We start from the raw sequence: 18,041 nt of genomic DNA on the forward strand, positions 1-18,041 counted from the left end.
CCGGACCGATGACCGGACGCCTCGAACGCAGCGCCACCTACGGCATCCTGGCCCTCTTCGCGGCCATCAGCCTCACACCCGTGATCGGCGTCCTGGCCACCGCCTTCGGCCGCCGCTCCTCCCTCGACACCGGCTTCTCGCTGCCGGACGGCCTCAACTGGGCCAATTTCGCGGAGGCCTGGACCCGCGGGCACTTCGGCACGTACCTCACGAACTCCGTGCTGGTCGCCGTCGTGGTCGTCACGGCCACGGCCGTACTCGCCGTGCTCGCCGCGTACGCCTTCGGCGTGATGCGCTTCCCCGGCTCGAACCTGCTCTTCTACCTCTTCGTCCTCGGCCTGACGCTGCCGCAGGAAGCCCTCGTCGTACCCCTCTACTTCGACCTTCGGTACTGGCAACTGACCGACACCTACTGGGCGTTGATCCTCCCGCAGACGGCACAGTCCCTCGCCTTCGGCGTGTTCTGGATGCGTACGTACTTCCGCAACAGTTCCCGCTCGGTCATCGAGGCCGCCCGTATCGACGGGGCTTCCAGCTGGACGACGCTGTGGCGCGTCCTCGTCCCGATGGGACGGCCGGCGCTGTCCACGATGGTCGTCATCGTCTTCATGTGGACGTGGAACGAGTTCCTGATGGCCCTGGTCATGGTCAGCGACGAGGCCCACCGAACGGTTCCGCTCGGGCTGGCCTTCTTCCAGGGGCAGCACAGCTCCGACACGGCGCTCCTCGCCGCCGCGTCGGTACTGATCGCCCTGCCGGTCGTCGTGGTGTACGTGGCGCTGCAGCGGCGCTTCATCGAGGGCATGCTGAGCGGCGCGGTCAAGGAGTGAACGGCCGGACCGCGTCGTCCGACGGGGCGCTCCCGGGACGGCGTTCGACGCCGCCCCGACCGCGGCGGTCAGCCGCCGTCGGGGTCTTCGGGCACGGCAGCGGCCATGCCTCCGGTGGGGGAGTCGGGCTCCGCGTCGCCCATGACCAGGCCCTCGATGGTGTGCTTCTGCGTGATCGGAGTGAGTGACTCGACGACCGGGCAGTGCAGGTGCGCGCGTACGCGCTCCGGAAGGGCCTCCCAGTACCCGCGGGTGACGGCCATGTCGTGATGGGCGTCGTTGCCTGCCCCGGGGGCGTCCACGCCGAGCACGAGTACGGGCCGGGAGAGCCCGGAGTGGTTGGCGGTGCCGCGGTGGATCGTCAGCGCCGAGCGCACGGAGATGTCACCGCGCTGCGGGAACTTGCGCACGCCGAGCTCGCGGTAGCGGGAGTAGTCCTCACGCGGCGGGAACATGCCGTGCTCGAAGCCCGCGTCGCCGTCCCACTGCGTGCCCGGTGCGATCTCGAACGGGCCCATGTCTTCGGTCGTGTCGACGCCGGTGAGGTTGAAGGCCAGCGAGTTCAGGCGCCGCTTGTCACGGGTGATGTCCGGCATGGGGAAGTCGCGGTGCCAGGGCTGGTGGACGGCGCCTGCGAAGGGGATGTCGAAGCCGAGCTCGACGATGGAGTACCGCGGGCCGAGCACCGCCTCGCACACCGCCCGGACCCAGGGGTGGTCGACGAGCTCGACGAAGCCGCGCAGCTGCTCGGGGTGTATCTCGACGTAGTAGCGGTTCGGGCCGCGGCCCACGGCGCCACCGGGGCGCCGCCTCGCCTCCTCGTAGGCGCGCTCGACGTCCTCGCGCATGCGGTCGGCCCACTCGGGCGGGAACGCCCCGCGGCACGCGCTGACGCCGTCGGTGTACAGGTCGCGCACCACGTCGCCGATCGTGGCCAGGCCGGCCGGCGCGGCGTCGCCGGACCCGGTGCTCATCGTGGTCACAGGAGGGCTCCCTTCTGACAGATCTGACAGACTGCTGACCGGCCACTTTGCAACGTTGCATGCAGCGTGGCAAGGGATGGCGGAGATTTTCTCCGTCGCGGACTCCGACGTGGGACGATCGGTCCGCCGGTACGAACGGACGGCGGGGTGGCAGGCCGGGAAGGCAGGGCGCAGGTGGCGGCGAAACTGAAGGACGTGGCGGTCAGGGCCGGCGTCTCCGTCCGTACCGTCTCCAACGTCGTGAACAACGCGTCCGCCGTGGCCCCCGCCACCCGGGAGCGGGTGCTGCGCGTCATCGACGAACTGCAGTACCGGCCCAACCTCGCGGCGCGAAACCTGCGCCAGGGCCGCACAGGTCTCATCGGGCTCGCCGTTCCCGAGGTCAGCTCCCCGTACTTCGGCGAGATCGCGGAACTGCTCATCGACGCGGCTCAGGACCGGGGTTGGACGGTTCTCGTCGACCGCACCGACGGCACCGCCGAGCGGGAGCGCCGGCTGCTTGAAGGCTCAGAACGCCACACCGTGGACGGCATGATCATGAGTCCCTGGTCGCTCACACCCGGGGAACTGGGCCGTCACAGCGCCACGTTGCCCCTCGTCGTGCTCGGAGAGCAGGAGACGGGCGGCACCGCGGACCGCGTCGCCATCGACAACGTCGCAGCCGCACGCGAGGCCACGGCCCACCTCGTCGCCCTCGGCCGCCGCCGCATCGCAGCCGTCGGTCTGCAGCCGCAGCTCTCCAACGGCACGGCGGAACAGCGCGCGCAGGGCTACCGGGAGGCGCTCGCCTCGGCAGGCCTGCCCGTCAGGGAGGCCTTGACGCGAACCGTCGCCACACTGCACCGCGCTGAGGGCCACCGCGCGATGCGTGAGCTGCTCGGCATGGCGGAAGTTCCCGATGCCGTCTTCTGCTTCAGCGACGAACTCGCCCTCGGTGCGCTGCGAGCCGTAAGGGAAGCAGGCCTCCGGGTGCCCGCGGATCTGGCGCTGGTCGGCTTCGACGACATCGAGGACGGGCGTTACTCGGTGCCCTCCCTGGCCACCGTCTCCCCTGACAAGGAGCAGATCGCGGAGCGCGCTCTGCAGTGCCTCGCGGACCGCGTATACGGGCGTCTGGGGCATCTGCCCGCACGCCGGGTCACCGTCCCCTACAGGTTGCTCGTACGGGAGAGCGCCGGCGCATGAGCGCAGCCCTTCGGACTCACCCGCGGGACAAGGCAGTTGTGGCGATCACGTAACTGCGACGCATAGCTCTTCACACCCGGGGCACCCAACACACCCTCCGCACGATGCATGCGGTGAGACCTGGAACACAGGCCTGAAACCCGGCAGCCCGGAAAGGGGTGAGAGCATGGCGACAACGGGTGACAAAGAGAACAAATCGCAGTCGCAGCAGGCCGAAAGGCCGCAGGCGAAGCGTGAACAGAAGCAGGACCGGGGCCACAGCGCGCACAACGGACGCGTCCCCATAGCCGAGGCCATGCGTCTCGCGGCCGGACAGCTCTCCGAACTCCTGCAGTGCGAACCCGGTTCCGTGTCCTCGGTGAAGGCCACGGACGAAGGCTGGACCGCGGACGTCGAGGTCGTCGAGATCGAGCGCGTCCCCGACACGACCAGCGTGATGGGTTCCTACCGCGTGCAGCTCGACGGCCAGGGAAATCTGCTCGGCTACGAGCGCACCCGCCGTTACGCACGCGGCCAGATCGACCAGCGGAAATGAGCGCGAGCCGGGAGTGATCCGCAGGACGGCTCACGCAACCACGGCCGCCGAGTACAGCATCGTTCCGAAAGGACGAAGAACGTGACGGTAGTTCCGCAGACCAACACGCAGCAGAGCAGCGGCTCGGGCAGCGGAAATCTCTACGACATCCTCGAACTGATCCTGGACCGTGGTCTCGTGATCGACGCCTTCGTGCGGGTCTCCCTCGTCGGCATCGAGATACTCAAGATCGACGTCCGGGTGGTCGTCGCCAGCGTGGACACCTACCTGCGCTTCGCCGAGGCGTGCAACAGGCTCGACCTCGAGTCGGGCCGCAAGGCCCCCACCCAGCTCACCGACATCGTCGGCGACGCGACGGAAAGCGGCGCGAAGGGCAAGTCCAAGGGCGCGCTGACCGGGGCGGTCGAGGCCTTCAGCGAGTCCTTCCAGAAGGGCCGCGACGGTGAGGAGGAAGAGCGGGAGCCGCGGAAGGCGGCGTCCTCGAGCTCGTCCGGTGCCCGCCGCACCACTCGCCGGAAGGAGGACTGACACGTGTCCACCTACATCTACGCCATCACGACAGCGGAGCACCCGCAGAACCTGCAGGGGCTGAGCGGGGTGGGCGAGCCCGCCGGCACGCTGCGCACGGTCGGGACGAAGAGTCTCAGCGCCGTCGTGAGCGACGCACCCGGGGATCTTCGCGCCAAGCGCCGTGATCTCGCCGCGCATCAGGCCGTGCTGGAGAAGCTGATGGCGGACGGTGCGACGCTGCCGATGCGCTTCGGCCTGGTGGGCCCCGACGACGGTTCCGTCGAGTCGGTGCTGGAGGAGAACAAGGACGCGTACGCCGAGCGGCTCGCCGAGCTGAACGGCTGCGTGGAGTACAACCTCAAGGCGGCCCGCGAGGAGGAAGACCTGCTCCGCGAGATCGTCGCAGGCTCCGCGGAGATCCAGCGCCTGCGCGAGGTCACCAGGGAGCACCCGGAGGCCCAGGAGGAGAAGGTGCGGCTGGGCGAGCTGGTATCGAACGAGGTCCAGGCCCGCCACGAGGCCGACGGCAGGGACCTGGTGGAGCGGCTGTCCGCCGGCGCCCAGCGCCACACCGTCGCCGAGCCCACGCAGTCGCACTTCCTGAACGTCTCGTTCCTGGTGCGGCGGGAGGACTCCGCGGCCTTCTCCCAGTCCGTGCACGAGGAGGCCGAGCGGCGCGGGGACGTCTACTCCCTCAACCTCCACGGCCCGCTGCCCCCGTACAGCTTCGTCTGACACGGCTGATCGGAGGGCCTCCCCATGGGCCTCATCACGCAGCTGCTGACCCTGCCGCTGGCGCCCGTGCGCGGAGCGGTCTGGGTCATGGACCAGCTCGTACTGACCGCGGAGCAGCAGTACTACGACCCCGAGCCCGTACGGCGACAGCTGGCGGCACTGGAGCAGGAACTGCTCGACGGCCGCATGACGGAAGAGGAGTTCGACCGGATCGAGGACGACCTCCTGGACGAACTGGAATGGCGTCAAGCATGGCAACGACAGCATCAGCGGCACCCATGAGCGTCAGAGCCAGCCCACAGCTACGGGGGAGACAGAAGGTGACCGGAAGATGATGAACAACAGCAAGATAGGAATGGCGCTCGTGGGCGGTTACCTCCTGGGGCGCACGAGAAAGGCCAAGATGGCCATCGGCCTGGGCATGTTCCTGGCCGGCAAGAAGCTCGACATCAATCCGCAGCAGCTGGTGAAGACGGTGGCGAACTCGCCCGTGGTCGGCCAGCTGAGCGACCAGATGCGCAAGGACCTGGTCGACAACACGAAGTCCGCGCTGACCTCCGCGGTCACCCAGCGGGCCGGCAGCCTCGCCGACTCCCTCCACGAGCGCACGCTCGACATGAACGACCCCACGCGGCGTGCGCGGGGCACTGACGACGCCGAGGGCGAGGACGCCGAGGACGCCGAGGACGCCGAGGGCGAGGAGGAGCGCGCCGAAGGCGGCCGCGAGGAGCGCGAGGAACGGCAGCGCGCGGAACGGCCGAGGCCACGCAAGCCCGCAGCAGCGGGCAGCAGGACGGCCAAGCCGGCGAAGTCCGCCAAGGGTTCGGGTTCCGCCAACGGCAGGGCCGCTTCCGGCAGCCGTGGCAGCCGTTCCGGCGGTACGGGCGACGGTGCCCGGAAGACCGCGTCCTCCGGCGCTCGGAAGACGGCCTCCGGCACCAGGAAGGCCACCTCCGGTGCGGGCAAGGCCACCGGCGGAGTCCGCAAGACGGCCGCGAAGACCGCATCCGGCGGTGCGCGGAAGGCCGCGAACCGGGGAGGCGGCAATGGCTGATTCCACTCTGAGCAGGTTCAAGGAACAGGTGGCGAACGACCCGGCCACCGACCGCCTCAAGGAAGAGCTGCAGGCCTACCTCCAGGCGCGAGCCGTCAAGGCGGTCTCCGGACTGGGCAGCAGGCTGGGCGAGAGCGTCACCAGGTTCGGCGAAGGCGGCCAGGGCGCGGGCGGCCTGATGGGCAGCCTCGCCAAGGGCGGTCAGGCGCTGAGCGAGGGCAAGTCCCCCGCGCAGGCGGCGATGACGGCGGGCACCTCGCATGTCAAGGAAATGGTCAAGGACAAGGTCAAGGGTTTGTTCGGCAAGGGCAGCAAGAGCGGCGGGGGCAAGTCCAAGAGCGTCACCATCGTCGAGGACATCGACGTGGGCGTGCCCGTACGCGAGGCGTACGACCAGTGGACGCAGTTCCAGGAGTTCAGCACCTTCGCGAAGGGCGTCGTCAGCGTCGAGAAGTCCGACGACACCAGCAGCAACTGGAAGGTGAAGGTCGCCAAGTCCACCCGCAGTCTGTCGGCCAACGTCACCGAGCAGGTCCCCGACGAGCGCATCACCTGGACCACCAGCGGCGCGAAGGGCTCCGTCAAGGGTGTGGTGACCTTCCACCGCATCACCGACGACCTGACCCGAGTGCTGCTCGTCCTGGAGTACTTCCCTGGCGGGTTCTTCGAGAAGACCGGCAACATCTGGCGGGCTCAGGGCCGACGCGCACGGCTGGACCTGAAGCTGTACCGCAAGTTCATCATGATGCGGGGCGAAGCCACCGACGGATGGCGCGGCGAGATCCGGGACGGAGAGGTCGTGGTCGAGCACGACGACGCCGTCGAGGAGGAAGAGCGCGCCAAGGAGGAGTCCGAGTCCGGGGAGTCCGAGGCCGAGGAGCCGGAGTCCGAGGCCGAGGAGCCGGAGTCCGAGGACGGACTCGCCGGCGAGTACGGCCCGGCGGACGAGGATGACGCAGAGGGCGACCCCGAGGGAGAGTACGACGAGGAGCAGGAGCCCGAAGGGGAGTTCGAGGAGGACGAGGCGGAAGAGGAAGGCCCCGAAGAGGAGCCCGAGGGCGAGTACGAGGAGGAGCTGGAGCCCGAGGAGGAGTACGAGGAGGACGAGGCGGAAGACGCAGAAGAGGAAGACGAGCGCGGCCGCCGTACCGTCTCCGCAGGCCGCTGACCGTCCGAAGACCCCACCCCGACTGAGCAGACAAGGCTGATACCACGTGTCCGATTCACTGGCCGGGCGTATGGGACCGTCCCAGAACAGGGCGGTCCCGTACGGTCAGCAAGGCTCCTCCGCCAACCTGGCGGACATTCTCGAACGGGTCCTCGACAAGGGTGTCGTCATCGCGGGCGACATCCAGATCAACCTGCTCGACATCGAGCTGCTGACGATCAAGCTGCGTCTGCTTGTGGTCTCCGTCGACAAGGCGAAGGAGATGGGGATCGACTGGTGGGAGAACGACCCGTCGCTCTCCTCCCGGGCCTCCGCCGCACGCTCGCGGCAGTCCGACCCCGCCCTCGACGGGCGGGACGACGGCAACGCCCTGGCCGAGGAGAACGACCGGCTGCGCCGGGAGATCGAGCGGCTGCGCTCGGCTGCCGAGCTGCCCGCGGGCGACGACGGCGCAGCCGGGCAACCGGCGTCCGGCGGAGGTTCCGCGGCCCGGCAGGGTTCCGCCGCGAAGAAGGCCGCACGGGAGACCGGCGACGGCGACGGCACGCGCAAGCGCGGAAGGTGACGAGACCGATGCCGGTTCCGGAGGGAGATCCCGGAGCGCTGCAGCAGGCGCCGGAGAGTGAGCAGGTCCGTTACGTCTTCGCGGTCGGCCGCCGGGGCGGACCGCTCGACGCGGCGGCCGCCGGGCTGACCGGTCCCTCCGGGGAGCCGGTGCGCACGGTGGAGGGTGCCGGGCTGGGCGCGCTGATCTCGGACGTCCCGGCGGGGATGTACGACGAGGCGGGGCTGAAGGCCCAACTGGAGGACATGGAGCGGCTGGAGACCCTTGCCCGCTCGCACCACGCCGTCGTCGCCGCCGCGTACGAGCACACGACAGTGCTGCCCATGCGCCTGGCGACCGTCTATCTCGACGACGGACGTGTCTCCCGGATGCTGGCCGAGCGGGGCGCCGAATTCGAGGCGCTGCTCGCGCGGCTGGAAGGCCACGTCGAGTGGGGTGTGAAGGTGTACGCCGATCCGCGTGAGGCGGCCGCCGGCGCGGCGGCGGAGACCTCCGGCGGCGCCGGGGCGGCATCCGGCAGCCCGGGACGTGCGTACCTTCAGCAGCGCAGGCGGCAGCGCAGCACGCACCGCGACACCTACCGGGCCGCCGGAGCGGTCGCCGAGCGCGTGACGGCGCTCGCGGACGGGGTCGCCACGGCCAAGGTGGCGCACCGCCCGCAGCAGGGCGAACTGGCCGCCGGAACGGGCGAGAACATCGCCAACGACGCCTATCTGGTGCCGGCCTCGCGCAGCGAGGACTTCAAGGAGGCGATCAGCGGCGTCGCCGAGCACGTGCCGGGCGTACGGGTCGAGCTGACCGGGCCGTGGGCGCCGTACTCGTTCGCGACGCCGCCGTCCTCACCGCAGCCGCACACCACAGGTACCGCCGACGATGGAGGCTGAACTGCCCGGCAGCGGCTTCGCCGGAGCCGTCGAAGCGGGCACCCGGTCCGCCTCCGACGGCTTCGCGAACGGCATCGCGGAGGAGAACGGGCTCGCCGGCCGCCAGGTCGCCCTCATCGACCTGCTGGACCGGCTGCTGTCCGGCGGTGCGGTGCTGACCGGCGACATCGTGCTGTCCATCGCGGACGTCGATCTCGTACACATCAATCTGCGTGCCGTCATCCACTCCGTCACGGCTGACGATCCGGGGCCGTGGTGAGCGGGGAGAGCGGGCGGACGGGCGGCTAGGAATGACCAACGAGTACGAGCCCGGGTACGAGCCCGGGCACAAGCGCGGGCCTGAGCGCGAGCACGGAGACGACCACGGTCGGCTCCCCGAGGGGATCACGGACGGCATCCGCCTGGACGACGTGGCACGTTCGGCCGCTCGCGCCTTCGACCTGCTGCCGGCGGGGCCCGAAGAGGGCCCGCGAGGCAGCGGCAGGCTGGCCCGGCGTCTGCGCACGGACCCGGACACGGTCGAGCGGGATCTGATGAAACTCGTCCTGACGATCGTGGAGTTGCTGCGTCAGCTGATGGAACGCACCGCTTTGAACAGAGTCGACCAGGGTGATCTGGACGAGGACCAGGAAGAGCGGATCGGCATGACGCTGATGATCCTGCACGAGCGCATGACGGAGCTGTGCGAGCGCTACGGGCTGACGATGGAGGACCTCAACCTCGATCTGGGCCCCCTCGGTTCGTTGCTGCCCCGGCAGGACGGATAGACGGCGGACACCCGGTGCGAAGCAGCGTCCTGCCGCGGTCTGTGCGAACGGCGTCTGCACACTCCGGACACCGAATGTTTCAAGCCGACACACACGGCAACCCGTTGGCCATGACTGAGAACGGCAAGACCTCAAGCAACGCGGGAAAGGCCGCAAGCAGCACCAAGAAGCCCGCCGCCGCGGCGGAGAAGGCGGACCGCGGCATCAACAAGGCCGCCACGAAGACCAGTTCGGCCACGCACTCCGTCGGTGACGCCGTCGAGGGCGGCGGCCGTAACTTCGGCGACGCCACGAGGCGTGCCGGTCATGCCGCCAGCAGGGGTGCCGAGGTGGGGCGGCAGAAGCTCGCCTCCGCGTCGAGCACCGCAGCGACCGCGGCGACCACGACGTGGAGCGTCGTGAAGAACCGCAAGGGCATCGCGGCCGGCATCGGCACCGGGGCGATCAGTGCCGTCGCCGCCTCCTTCGCGGCCGGCCGCTACTCGGCCCGGCGCAAGGCCGGTCCCTTCACCCGGTTCACCGGCGGTCGGCTGTAGGGGGTGTCGTCAGGCCGGAACAGGCCACCGGCAGGCGCCCGGCTGGGCAGGCGGGCGCCTGCCGGGCCGGATCGTGTACGCAGGCACATCACGCCCGTGCCGACCGGGCAGAGCGCACGGGAACGCCGGACGCACGTCCTCAACGGGCGGTCAGATGTCCTGCCAAGTCCCGTGCCGGCTGGGGGATTTCACCGAAATCCTCGTCGTCCTCCAGCACGGGAAGCCGGTGGATGACCGCCTCCAGGGCATGCGGCAGGCTCGGATGCCCGCCGCCGTGACACTCGCTCAGCAGTCCGTGCCGCACCCCGTCCGGAAGGAGGGGCAGAGTGGACGGCCGCTGCGGCCGGCGCTCCGGCGCGCCGTTCGTACGGGCGCGCTGCGCCAGCCTTGCCGCCTGCGCACGCCAGTAGTCCGCGTCGCGGAACTCGCCGTGCCGCCGGTGGTGCAGACACAGACAGAAGGCGGCGGTCCGGGAACCGCCGCCTGCGGCGAACTGCCACCAGAACTGGGCCGCTTCGCGGTATCGCGCCAGATGCAGAAGACAGCCGAAGACGAGCGCGCCCTCGGGCGCGATGGACTCCTGGTCGTCGACGAGGCGCGTCAGACTCGCCGCGGCCTCGGGAGCGTTTACGACGAGGCTCACCGCCAAGTCCAAGTCGTGCGCGGCCTGTTCGCACTCGGTCGGGTAGTGACGCGCACGCACGGCAGCACCGTCCGCCGTCGCCGCGCCGGTGTCTGATCCGGCCGGAGCCGCCGGAGCCCTGGCAACGGCCGCCGGACCCACGGGACTTGACGGATACGCGCGATCCGCGCGATCCGCGCGATCCGCGCGATCCGGGGGATCCGAGCGGTCCGAGGGGCCTGCCGCATCCGCTGACCCCGCGAGGACCCGCTCGCGAACCGCGGCCACATCACTCTCGTCGTAGTCCTCGGCGAGCACCTCCGCACCGCTCAACAGCGCGTCGATGGTGGGGTGTTCGCCTCCCGGGTGCCTCCCCCGCATCATCCGTCCCCCGTGCCTGGCCCCGGTGCCGTGCGCAGCTCCCGGGCGAGCTTCCGTTTCGCATAGCGTATGTGGGAGCGCACCGCTGCGGTCTCGAAACCGAGATAGCCCGCGACCTCTTCCTCCGTGCAGCCGAGCACATACCGCAGCACCACCACGTCGTACTGCCGTTCCGGGAGCCGTCCGATCGCCGCGTACAGCCCGATCTCCCCCTCCAGGACGGCGAATTCGTCCCGGAGCTCGTGCAGCAGCGCCTTGCGTGCGGCGGCGTGGAAGGCCGCGGTCTCCGCCAGCAGCGGCCGCAGCCCCCGCTCGCTCAGCCAGCGCGCGACGTGCTCCTTGAGCACGGTCCAGGCGTACTCCGTGAGCGACTCCTGACGCAGCGCGTGCTCCCAGTGGTCCAGCAGATGGCGGCAGGCGTCCCCGACGATGTGCTGCGCGGCTTCGCGGCTTCCGGCCTGCGTGTGCGCATAACGCAGCCACAGCCGGTGGTGGGAAGCGTCGAACGCGTCGAAGGAGAGCATCAGCCGGCGGTGGGCGTCCTCGTCGTGAGCCGCGGCCGCCCCCTCCGCCGCGTCTGCAGAGTCCGCCGCCGCACACGCCGCGGGCGCTGCTGCGGAGCCCGGCGGCTGCTGGTCCTCGGCGCTCATGGGGGAGCCCTCTCACGGGAGAACGTCGGTCAGAAGGCGCGAACGGCCCTTGAAGGCCCGTGTCCGCGGAAGTCCGGTCAAAATACTACACAGAGTAAAAACATGGCTACCGCATCCAGGCCACGCCCCACGGGTGTCTTCGCGCCACCCTCTGGCCGGTCCTGCCCGTCAACTCCCATGTGCCCTGGGAAAGTTCGCCCGAGTGGCGCACGATAGCGGTCCGAACGACCGTGCGTGACGAGGAAGTCGAGAAAGGCGGAATCCGGTGGCCGTTGACGAAGGCGCAGTGGATCTGGAGCTGGACCGTGCCCATTCGGCCCGGATGTACGACTACTTCCTCGGCGGCACCACGAACTTCCCCGCCGACCGCGAGAGCGCCGGCAAGGCCATGGCGGTCTTCCCCGCAGTGCTCGTCGCCGCGCGCGCCAACCGCCAGTTCATGCACCGGTCCGTGCGGCATCTGACGCAGCTGGGCATGCGCCAGTTCCTCGACGTGGGCACCGGAATCCCCACCTCGCCCAACCTCCACGAGATCGCGCAGGAGACCGCGCCGGAGTCACGCGTCGTCTACACCGACAACGACCCCATCGTCCTCACCCACGCACATGCCCTGCTGCGCAGCAGCTCCGAGGGCCGTACCGCCTACTCGCAGTGCGACGCCCGGAACCCCGAGGCGCTGCTGAAGTCGCCGGAGGTGCAGGCGACCCTCGACCTGAGCCGCCCGGTCGCCCTGAGCCTGATCGCACTCCTCCACTTCGTTCCCGATGAACGCGGCGTTCCCGATGAACGCAGCGTTCCCGGTGAGCGCACCGCGCACGGCGTCGTCGAGTACTTCAAGGAGGCCCTGCCCTCCGGCAGCACCCTGACCATCAGCCATGTCACGCCGGACTTCGACCCGGAGGCCCTGGGCCGCGCCGTCGGCGCGTACGAGGCAGCCGGCACGGCCGTACAGCCGCGTACCCGCGAGGAGTTCACCCGCTTCTTCGACGGGTGGGAACTGCTCGACCCGGGCATCACGGTCACCCACCGCTGGCGCCCCGACCCCGGACACGACCTCTCGCAGGTGACCGACGCCGAGGCGACCTGCTACGGGGCCGTGGCGCGCAAACCCTGAGCGGACTCCTCGCAGGCGATCACCGGGGAGCCCCGGCCCCGCACCGCTGGCGCGTCCGATCCGTTTCGCGTGTGCTTGTTAGCAATCGGGGTGTACGGGTAACCGGGGCAATGATTCCAACCCGACACAGGAGGAGTCATGCCTGCTGGATCGAATGCGAAGCGTGAGCGCCAGTACGAGCACATCAAGGAGGGCGCGAAGAAGCGAGGCGCCCCCAAGGGCCGCGCCAAGGAGATCGCCTCCCGCACGGTGAACAAGGAACGTGCTCGCACCGGCGAGGCGGACCGCGCCAGCCGCACCTCCACCAAGGGCAAGTCCGCGGCCGCACGGGGCGGCACCCGCTCCGCCCGCGGCATGGGCCCCAAGAGCGGTCCGACCCGCGACCAGCTCTACAACGAGGCCCGGCAGCGGGGCGTCGAGGGCCGCTCCTCGATGAACAAGCGGCAGCTCCAGAAAGCACTGGGCCGCTGATCGGGTACGCCGGGGCTACAAGGAGAGCCGGCGTGGCCTCCCAGGCGTCACCCGTGCACGGAGCGCCCTGCTGGGTGAGCCTCGCGACGGGTGAGCTGGAGGGCGCCCAGCGCTTCTACGGCGAGGTGCTGGGGTGGACCTTCCGCCCCGGCAGCATCGGCGAGGAGTTCAGCGTCGCCTACTCCGACGACGTCCCCGTCGCCGGGCTGGGCGCCATCGCCCGCACGATGGGCGTGGCCGTGCAGTGGACGCCGTTCTTCTCGGTGCCGTCCGCGGACACCGCCGCCTCGCGTGTGCGCGAGCGGAGCGCGACCGTCGCCGTCGGCCCGATCCGCATGGGCGAAGGACGCACCGCGCTGGCGGCCGACCTCGCCGGTGCGACGTTCGGCTTCTGGGAGGGCGCGGTCCTCTCAAGCTGGGAGGCGGGGCGGCGGGACCTGCCGGCACGGCTGGAGCTGCGCACCCGGGACGCATTCGCGGCGGCGATCTTCTATGCCGAGGTGTTCGACTGGGCGTCCGACACGGGGCGCTGCGAGGTCGACTACCAGTACGAGGCCGTCGTCGTACGGGTCGACGGCCGGAATGTGGCCACTCTGCGCGGCGGCGCGATCGAGTCGGCGCCCGATCCGCACATCCGCCCGCGCTGGCACGTCTCCTTCTCCGTGAACGACGTCGACGACGCCGCGAAGACCGCGGTCGGGGCGGGCGGCGCCGTCGCGATCAGCCCCGGCGACAACCCCTTCGGGCGCTCGGCCGGTCTGTTCGACCCCGAGGGCGGCCTGTTCACCGTGCACTCCCGCGAAAGGTGACCGGCCGCCCCGGGCCGCCGTGGCGGACGCGGTGGCACCGTGCCCGCCCGCTCGGGCCGGGCTCGCCTACATCGACTTCATCTTGAAGTAGCGCACCATGTCCGGTGCGCTGACCGCTGCCATCGCGGCCACCGCCACGACCACGGTCCCCACCGCGACGCGCACGGCGACCGCCGGAACGAAGATCCCTTTCCTCATCTCTCTCACCTCCCGACTGCCGGTGTGCTCAGTTCGCGGTGCGGGTCGCGCAGAAGTTCGGCGGTCAGCGACTCCAGCATGTCCGCCGCCCGCTGTACGGCATCGCGCACGGGTCCGCTCAGCCCGACCACCACGTCGGGCTCGTCGCCGCGCATCCGCACCGCGGGTTCACATCCCAGTACGAGCACCCGGGGCAGCGCCCCTGTCCCGTCGCCCAGCTGCCGCGCCAGGGCCAGCACCTGCACCGGGTCCATCCCGTGCGCCTGCGGAAGCGTCCGCTCCCCGGCCTCCGGTGCGGCGTGCAGTGGCCCGGGGTCGATGACGTGGACGGTGCCGGGCTCCCCGCCGCGTGGCGCCGCGTCGACCAGGACGGCGACGTCGTAGCCGTCCAGCAGCCGGTAGGCGAGGTCCATGCCGCGGATGCCGAAGTCCGCGATGTGCACGCCCTCCGGGAGCGTCCGTCCACGCATGGCGGCCACGACCTCCGGTCCGAAGGCGTCGTCGGCCATGAAGATGTTGCCGATCCCCGCGACGAGGATCCGCGGCCCCGCGGGACCTTCCCCCAGCGGCTCCACCTCTTCCGGCGTGAAGAAGAAGCGGTGACCCAGGCCGGTGCGGAAGTCCCGCCCGTCGTCGCCGTCGAGCGTGACGACGACATGGACGCGGCCCTCCAGGTCCTCCTCGACGGCGTCGACCTCCGCCGTACGTCCCGTGAGCGCCAGGTCGAGGACGTCGGCCGATTGCCCGGGCCGCAGCCGCACGCGGCTGCCGCGCCCCACCCGCACGCCTCCCACCCGGACCGTACGGCCCGGGTCCGCGCTCACCGTCCCTCCAGTACCGGCCGGAACGCGCGGATCGTGCCGTGCAGCGCGGCGAGGTCCTCGGGCTCCAGGGACGCACAGCGGTCCAGGATCTCCCGTGCGCGCGGATCGGTGGCCCGCGCCTCCTCCTGCTCCCGCGGGGTGAGGCTGAGCACGCTGAAGATCAGAAGCTTGTCGATCTCACCCCCGTCGAACAGGTCGCCGGGGCTCTCCGGAGCGACGGCCGGAAAGTCGTACAGCGTGATGGGGGAGGAGAGGACCTCCGCCGAGAAGTGCGGGGTGCGCCGGGCGGCCTGCGGGTCCTCGGAGACCAGTACGGGCCACACGCCGACGTTCTCGCAGGCCGCGGCGGCCTCCCGCAGGTCCGCTGGCGGGTCGGTCAGCGAGACGAAATCCCCGGCCTCGCTGTGCAGCACCAGGTGCGTGGAGGAGAAGGCGTACGGAGCCAGCGCGTCCCGTGCGTCCCGTGCGCCTGCGGCCGCGAGCGGGCACGGTGAGGTGTTCTCGACATCCACCGTCACCCGCATCACCTTGTCCGTGACGGGCACGGAACTGAGCCGGACCTTCCCGGTCAGCCGCTGCCAGCCCCGTACCAGCGTCCCGGCGACGCTGCCCGACTCGGCGCGCAGCGCCTCCCGGTCCGTGCCCGCGGCGATGTCGATCGTGCTGGTGCGCGGCCCGCGGCGCGGCGACCAGGGAGGGCACACCCAGCGCCGCTCGGTCGCCTCCTGCCATGTCAGATGGCTGTTGCCCTCGACGCGGAGCTCGTCCACCGGCACCGGTCCGGTCGGCCCGTTGCGGTACACCTGCCGGTCGATGACCTGCAGGAACCGCACGTGAACGGTGAGTTTCGCCGCCGGTCCCGCACGCAGCAGCAGCTCCGTGCGCATGTGCGACGGCTCGCCGATCACCCCGGCGCACCGCTGCGGATAGACCCCGCCGAAGGTCCAGCGGCGGGCGTTCTTCAGCGCGCCCCTGCGGTACGGCCACAGCAGGTACCCCTCGTACAGACAGGCACGGGCGATCTTCTCCACGGCGTTCACGCCGTACCTCCAGCGGTGGTGCGTACGCGGGCGAGCAGGTCGGCGACCGTCTCGTCCCATCCCGTCAGCGCGTGCCGGTCCCGGTGGGCGGTGAGTTCGCCGTACGCGCCGGCCGACAGCGGAAGCCAGCTCGTTCCGCCGCCGTAGCGGCCCGTGACCTCGTGCCAGAGCGCTGCCGGCATCCGGCAGCCGGCGTCCTTGGCCCAGGAGATCTGCGCGGTCCGCAGCCGCCCGTCCGGGCCGTCGTGGAAGACGGTCCCGCTGAAGAGGAAGTCCAGCGGGATCTCCCCGTCGCGCACTCCGTGGAAGTACGACGTCACGGCAAGCTCCATGTCCCGGTTGCAGGGCACCGGCAGGTCGGTCTCGGTGCGTTCGTCGAAGGGCGGTACGACCGTGCTGATCCGGGCCCAGGTCAGCGGCCGCATGCTCGTCGCCCACTGCTCGGGCTGGCCGAAGAGCCTCGCCATGACCAGCTGGTCGGCCCGGTCGTAGCCGCGTCGGGCGACCGCGATCCGCACGTCCGTGCTCAGCGAGACCGAGCGGACCCGGCCGCCGCCGGTACGGCTGAGCGCGAGCCGGAAGGCCAGCGTCGGAACGGCTGCGTCCGGCATGGCGCGTACGCCGGTGACGGCGAAGTCCAGATCGGGGACGTCCGTACGCCGGTCGGTGCCGGCCCGCGCACCGTCGGCGACGTGTGCGTCCGCGACGGTGTGCGCTTCCACGTTCACGCGGGGGAGAGGTTCGGCATGCCGGGCAGGACCGGGTCCTTGGCCTTCGGGCTGACCCCCGTCGATCTGCGCGCCGTGGAGGTGTCGTCGGGCAGATGTCCGGGCTGCCGCTTGTACATGCCCTCGTGGTTGCCCTGCCGCACACCGGGGACGTGTGCCGCCTTGTCGAGCCGCACGTGCGGCTCGCCGACCTTGATCTCAGCCATGGTGACTCCTCGGTTCGTCTGCTGTGCCCGGTGGCCCAGCGGTTCAGCTCGTGCGGTCCTGCGCGGAGGTCGCGCCGAGTCCCGCGAAGAAGGCGTCGATGTGCTCGCGCACCTCGGTGCCGCCCGACAGCCCCCGCCAGTGGGTACGGACGAGAGCCGCGAGCCGGTAGCAGTCGTCCAGCGGGACGATCCAGTGCTCGTCCGCGCCGTCCGAGCGGTGCACCAGCAGCGCCTCCACGCCGTCGGCGAGTTCCGCGAGCTCCGGGTACCCCTGCGCGACCGCTTCCCAGACCTCCGGTCCAATGGCCGAACGGGTCACTCCCAGCGGGCTGGGATACCCCACGCTCACTTCGCCGCTCGCCCCGTCCCGTACGAAGAAGGCCAGGCCGACGGGCACACCGAGCCGGGCCCACAGCGGAGCGCCGATACGGAAGTGCTCCAGCCGCGTCCTGCGCCCGGGCAGCAGCCGGTAGTGCCGGCCGCCCGCGGCGCTCTGCCCGAAGAGGAGCGAGCACGGCCCGCACGTGCACAGCAGCGTGTCCTTCTGGACGTCCAGCATGTGCCGGTGCCCCTCGGGGACGGACTCGGCGCACAGGTCGCAGCGCTCGGCGGCGGCCGCGGTAGTTCCTGCGGCGGTGCCGCCCGCGGCGATGGGCCGGCGCAGCAGACCTCGCAGCCGGTCGCCGGGCACACGGGGCACCGTCCCGTTCCCCTGCCCCACGGCGGTCACCGGTTCCCGGCGGGCTGGGCGCCGGCGCCTCGGAAGAGGGACTCCACCGGGATCAGCGACGGCTCCGGCGCGGCGTCCTCGGTCTCCACCCGCTCGACCTCGGGCGCCGCCCAGGCCACCGCCTCCCGTACCGTCCGCGCCAGCTGCTCCGCCGGCGGAGAGCCGCACCCCTGCGGGGCGATGCGCACGCGCACCTCCTGCTCGTCCGCGGAGAGGAGCGTCACGCCCCGTACGTCGGCCAGGGCGCGCCGCACCCGCTGCCCCGCGGTCTCGGGGTGCAGCTCGTGCACGAGCAGCAGGTGGGCCACCAGTTCGTCGTCCGCGATCGCCGACCGCGTCTCCTCGTCCGCGCGGCTCATCACGCGGGCGAGGCATTCGCCGTACATCCCGGCCAGCGCGTGCAGCGCGTCCAGTGCCTGATCGCGTGCGGCCGTGTCCGCGAGGCCGTCCAGGCCAGAGAGCAACTCCTCGGTGCGGGCGACGTGTTCACGCGCCTCGCGCTCGTTCCATGTCATC

General features: G+C 71.0%; 26 protein-coding genes. 16 read left to right on the top strand and 10 right to left on the bottom strand.

From position 1 onward, the window contains the following. Positions 1 to 8 precede the first annotated feature (8 nt). Complete coding sequence (locus ACSMXX_RS27380; protein ID WP_473185008.1) at positions 9 to 830, top strand: carbohydrate ABC transporter permease; 822 nt, start codon at positions 9 to 11, stop codon at positions 828 to 830. Between the two features lie 68 nt (positions 831 to 898). On the opposite strand, the gene ACSMXX_RS27385 is transcribed toward ACSMXX_RS27380, so the two are convergent. After that, positions 899 to 1,804, bottom strand: coding sequence for a phytanoyl-CoA dioxygenase family protein (locus ACSMXX_RS27385; protein WP_473185009.1), 906 nt, complete (start codon positions 1,802 to 1,804; stop codon positions 899 to 901). Between the two features lie 183 nt (positions 1,805 to 1,987). On the opposite strand from ACSMXX_RS27385, the gene ACSMXX_RS27390 reads away from it, so the two are divergent. The 12 genes from ACSMXX_RS27390 (at position 1,988) to ACSMXX_RS27445 (ending at position 9,752) form a co-directional block, all read left to right on the top strand. Next, on the top strand, positions 1,988 to 2,998 hold the full coding sequence (locus tag ACSMXX_RS27390) for a LacI family DNA-binding transcriptional regulator (RefSeq protein ID WP_473181338.1): 1,011 nt from the start codon (positions 1,988 to 1,990) through the stop codon (positions 2,996 to 2,998). Positions 2,999 to 3,164: 166 nt separating this feature from the next. Then, positions 3,165 to 3,533 (top strand): gas vesicle protein GvpO, encoded by a 369-nt coding sequence (locus ACSMXX_RS27395; RefSeq protein WP_473181339.1) that lies wholly within the window; start codon positions 3,165 to 3,167, stop codon positions 3,531 to 3,533. Between the two features lie 81 nt (positions 3,534 to 3,614). Next, on the top strand, positions 3,615 to 4,061 hold the full coding sequence (locus tag ACSMXX_RS27400; protein WP_473181340.1) for a gas vesicle structural protein GvpA: 447 nt from the start codon (positions 3,615 to 3,617) through the stop codon (positions 4,059 to 4,061). A 3-nt stretch (positions 4,062 to 4,064) separates the two neighbouring features. Further along, entirely contained in the window at positions 4,065 to 4,778 is a 714-nt protein-coding gene (locus ACSMXX_RS27405; protein ID WP_473181341.1) for a GvpL/GvpF family gas vesicle protein, read from the top strand. A gap of 24 nt (positions 4,779 to 4,802) precedes the next feature. After that, positions 4,803 to 5,060: a gas vesicle protein GvpG gene (locus ACSMXX_RS27410; protein WP_473181342.1), complete on the top strand. Its 258-nt coding sequence runs from the start codon at positions 4,803 to 4,805 to the stop codon at positions 5,058 to 5,060. Positions 5,061 to 5,109: 49 nt separating this feature from the next. After that, positions 5,110 to 5,832: a hypothetical protein gene (locus ACSMXX_RS27415; protein WP_473181343.1), complete on the top strand. Its 723-nt coding sequence runs from the start codon at positions 5,110 to 5,112 to the stop codon at positions 5,830 to 5,832. Then, on the top strand, positions 5,825 to 7,000 hold the full coding sequence (locus ACSMXX_RS27420) for an SRPBCC family protein (protein WP_473181344.1): 1,176 nt from the start codon (positions 5,825 to 5,827) through the stop codon (positions 6,998 to 7,000). The genes ACSMXX_RS27415 and ACSMXX_RS27420 overlap by 8 nt, the downstream gene beginning before the upstream one ends. A gap of 46 nt (positions 7,001 to 7,046) precedes the next feature. Further along, positions 7,047 to 7,565 (top strand): gas vesicle protein, encoded by a 519-nt coding sequence (locus ACSMXX_RS27425; RefSeq protein ID WP_473181345.1) that lies wholly within the window; start codon positions 7,047 to 7,049, stop codon positions 7,563 to 7,565. Between the two features lie 8 nt (positions 7,566 to 7,573). Continuing rightward, a complete protein-coding gene (locus ACSMXX_RS27430) occupies positions 7,574 to 8,449 on the top strand; it encodes a GvpL/GvpF family gas vesicle protein (RefSeq protein ID WP_473181346.1) in 876 nt (291 codons plus the stop codon). Beyond that, positions 8,439 to 8,708: a gas vesicle protein gene (locus ACSMXX_RS27435; RefSeq protein WP_473181347.1), complete on the top strand. Its 270-nt coding sequence runs from the start codon at positions 8,439 to 8,441 to the stop codon at positions 8,706 to 8,708. The genes ACSMXX_RS27430 and ACSMXX_RS27435 overlap by 11 nt, the downstream gene beginning before the upstream one ends. Before the next feature lie 31 nt (positions 8,709 to 8,739). After that, positions 8,740 to 9,216: a gas vesicle protein K gene (locus tag ACSMXX_RS27440; RefSeq protein ID WP_473181348.1), complete on the top strand. Its 477-nt coding sequence runs from the start codon at positions 8,740 to 8,742 to the stop codon at positions 9,214 to 9,216. Positions 9,217 to 9,326: 110 nt separating this feature from the next. Beyond that, a complete protein-coding gene (locus tag ACSMXX_RS27445) occupies positions 9,327 to 9,752 on the top strand; it encodes a hypothetical protein (RefSeq protein ID WP_473181349.1) in 426 nt (141 codons plus the stop codon). Positions 9,753 to 9,891: 139 nt separating this feature from the next. Here ACSMXX_RS27445 and ACSMXX_RS27450 read toward each other — a convergent pair whose 3' ends face one another. Beyond that, a complete protein-coding gene (locus tag ACSMXX_RS27450) occupies positions 9,892 to 10,455 on the bottom strand; it encodes a hypothetical protein (protein ID WP_473181350.1) in 564 nt (187 codons plus the stop codon). A gap of 299 nt (positions 10,456 to 10,754) precedes the next feature. Then, on the bottom strand, positions 10,755 to 11,405 hold the full coding sequence (locus ACSMXX_RS27455) for a sigma-70 family RNA polymerase sigma factor (protein WP_473181351.1): 651 nt from the start codon (positions 11,403 to 11,405) through the stop codon (positions 10,755 to 10,757). A 265-nt stretch (positions 11,406 to 11,670) separates the two neighbouring features. Here ACSMXX_RS27455 and ACSMXX_RS27460 point away from each other — a divergent pair, with 265 nt between their 5' ends. The 3 genes from ACSMXX_RS27460 (at position 11,671) to ACSMXX_RS27470 (ending at position 13,799) form a co-directional block, all read left to right on the top strand. After that, positions 11,671 to 12,519, top strand: coding sequence for an SAM-dependent methyltransferase (locus ACSMXX_RS27460; protein WP_473181352.1), 849 nt, complete (start codon positions 11,671 to 11,673; stop codon positions 12,517 to 12,519). A gap of 138 nt (positions 12,520 to 12,657) precedes the next feature. Beyond that, positions 12,658 to 12,990: a plasmid stabilization protein gene (locus ACSMXX_RS27465; protein ID WP_473181353.1), complete on the top strand. Its 333-nt coding sequence runs from the start codon at positions 12,658 to 12,660 to the stop codon at positions 12,988 to 12,990. Positions 12,991 to 13,022: 32 nt separating this feature from the next. After that, positions 13,023 to 13,799 (top strand): VOC family protein, encoded by a 777-nt coding sequence (locus tag ACSMXX_RS27470; RefSeq protein WP_473181354.1) that lies wholly within the window; start codon positions 13,023 to 13,025, stop codon positions 13,797 to 13,799. Positions 13,800 to 13,865: 66 nt separating this feature from the next. On the opposite strand, the gene ACSMXX_RS27475 is transcribed toward ACSMXX_RS27470, so the two are convergent. The 7 genes from ACSMXX_RS27475 to ACSMXX_RS27505 are packed head-to-tail and all read right to left on the bottom strand — an operon-like array spanning position 13,866 to position 18,040. Further along, positions 13,866 to 13,997 carry a DUF6893 family small protein gene (locus ACSMXX_RS27475; protein ID WP_275520694.1) on the bottom strand — a complete coding sequence of 44 codons (132 nt, stop codon included), beginning with the start codon at positions 13,995 to 13,997 and terminating at the stop codon, positions 13,866 to 13,868. 5 nt (positions 13,998 to 14,002) lie between these two features. After that, complete coding sequence (locus ACSMXX_RS27480; RefSeq protein WP_473181355.1) at positions 14,003 to 14,821, bottom strand: hydrogenase maturation protease; 819 nt, start codon at positions 14,819 to 14,821, stop codon at positions 14,003 to 14,005. After that, positions 14,818 to 15,861, bottom strand: a complete 1,044-nt coding sequence (locus ACSMXX_RS27485) for a hypothetical protein (protein WP_473181356.1) — start codon at positions 15,859 to 15,861, stop codon at positions 14,818 to 14,820. The genes ACSMXX_RS27480 and ACSMXX_RS27485 overlap by 4 nt, the downstream gene beginning before the upstream one ends. Then, positions 15,858 to 16,589: a DUF6084 family protein gene (locus ACSMXX_RS27490; RefSeq protein ID WP_473181357.1), complete on the bottom strand. Its 732-nt coding sequence runs from the start codon at positions 16,587 to 16,589 to the stop codon at positions 15,858 to 15,860. Before ACSMXX_RS27490 ends, ACSMXX_RS27485 begins: the two co-directional genes overlap by 4 nt. After that, positions 16,586 to 16,795, bottom strand: coding sequence for a hypothetical protein (locus ACSMXX_RS27495; RefSeq protein ID WP_473181358.1), 210 nt, complete (start codon positions 16,793 to 16,795; stop codon positions 16,586 to 16,588). The genes ACSMXX_RS27490 and ACSMXX_RS27495 overlap by 4 nt, the downstream gene beginning before the upstream one ends. Before the next feature lie 43 nt (positions 16,796 to 16,838). Beyond that, complete coding sequence (locus ACSMXX_RS27500) at positions 16,839 to 17,495, bottom strand: DUF5947 family protein (protein WP_473181359.1); 657 nt, start codon at positions 17,493 to 17,495, stop codon at positions 16,839 to 16,841. A 26-nt stretch (positions 17,496 to 17,521) separates the two neighbouring features. Further along, entirely contained in the window at positions 17,522 to 18,040 is a 519-nt protein-coding gene (locus tag ACSMXX_RS27505) for a NifU family protein (protein WP_473181360.1), read from the bottom strand. Position 18,041: the final 1 nt, after the last annotated feature.

It is taken from the genome of Streptomyces sp. DSM 116795 (assembly GCF_055792905.1).

Excerpts from the sequence above, each read along its gene's own strand:
- ACSMXX_RS27380 (WP_473185008.1), top strand. The coding sequence starts at position 9 with ATGACCGGACGCCTCGAACGCAGCGCCACCTACGGCATCCTGGCCCTC.
- ACSMXX_RS27385 (WP_473185009.1), bottom strand. The coding sequence starts at position 1,804 with ATGAGCACCGGGTCCGGCGACGCCGCGCCGGCCGGCCTGGCCACGATC.
- ACSMXX_RS27395 (WP_473181339.1), top strand. The coding sequence starts at position 3,165 with ATGGCGACAACGGGTGACAAAGAGAACAAATCGCAGTCGCAGCAGGCC.
- ACSMXX_RS27410 (WP_473181342.1), top strand. The coding sequence starts at position 4,803 with ATGGGCCTCATCACGCAGCTGCTGACCCTGCCGCTGGCGCCCGTGCGC.
- ACSMXX_RS27415 (WP_473181343.1), top strand. The coding sequence starts at position 5,110 with ATGATGAACAACAGCAAGATAGGAATGGCGCTCGTGGGCGGTTACCTC.
- ACSMXX_RS27420 (WP_473181344.1), top strand. The coding sequence starts at position 5,825 with ATGGCTGATTCCACTCTGAGCAGGTTCAAGGAACAGGTGGCGAACGAC.
- ACSMXX_RS27430 (WP_473181346.1), top strand. The coding sequence starts at position 7,574 with ATGCCGGTTCCGGAGGGAGATCCCGGAGCGCTGCAGCAGGCGCCGGAG.
- ACSMXX_RS27435 (WP_473181347.1), top strand. The coding sequence starts at position 8,439 with ATGGAGGCTGAACTGCCCGGCAGCGGCTTCGCCGGAGCCGTCGAAGCG.
- ACSMXX_RS27440 (WP_473181348.1), top strand. The coding sequence starts at position 8,740 with ATGACCAACGAGTACGAGCCCGGGTACGAGCCCGGGCACAAGCGCGGG.
- ACSMXX_RS27445 (WP_473181349.1), top strand. The coding sequence starts at position 9,327 with ATGACTGAGAACGGCAAGACCTCAAGCAACGCGGGAAAGGCCGCAAGC.
- ACSMXX_RS27455 (WP_473181351.1), bottom strand. The coding sequence starts at position 11,405 with ATGAGCGCCGAGGACCAGCAGCCGCCGGGCTCCGCAGCAGCGCCCGCG.
- ACSMXX_RS27465 (WP_473181353.1), top strand. The coding sequence starts at position 12,658 with ATGCCTGCTGGATCGAATGCGAAGCGTGAGCGCCAGTACGAGCACATC.
- ACSMXX_RS27475 (WP_275520694.1), bottom strand. The coding sequence starts at position 13,997 with ATGAGGAAAGGGATCTTCGTTCCGGCGGTCGCCGTGCGCGTCGCGGTG.
- ACSMXX_RS27495 (WP_473181358.1), bottom strand. The coding sequence starts at position 16,795 with ATGGCTGAGATCAAGGTCGGCGAGCCGCACGTGCGGCTCGACAAGGCG.
- ACSMXX_RS27505 (WP_473181360.1), bottom strand. The coding sequence starts at position 18,040 with ATGACATGGAACGAGCGCGAGGCGCGTGAACACGTCGCCCGCACCGAG.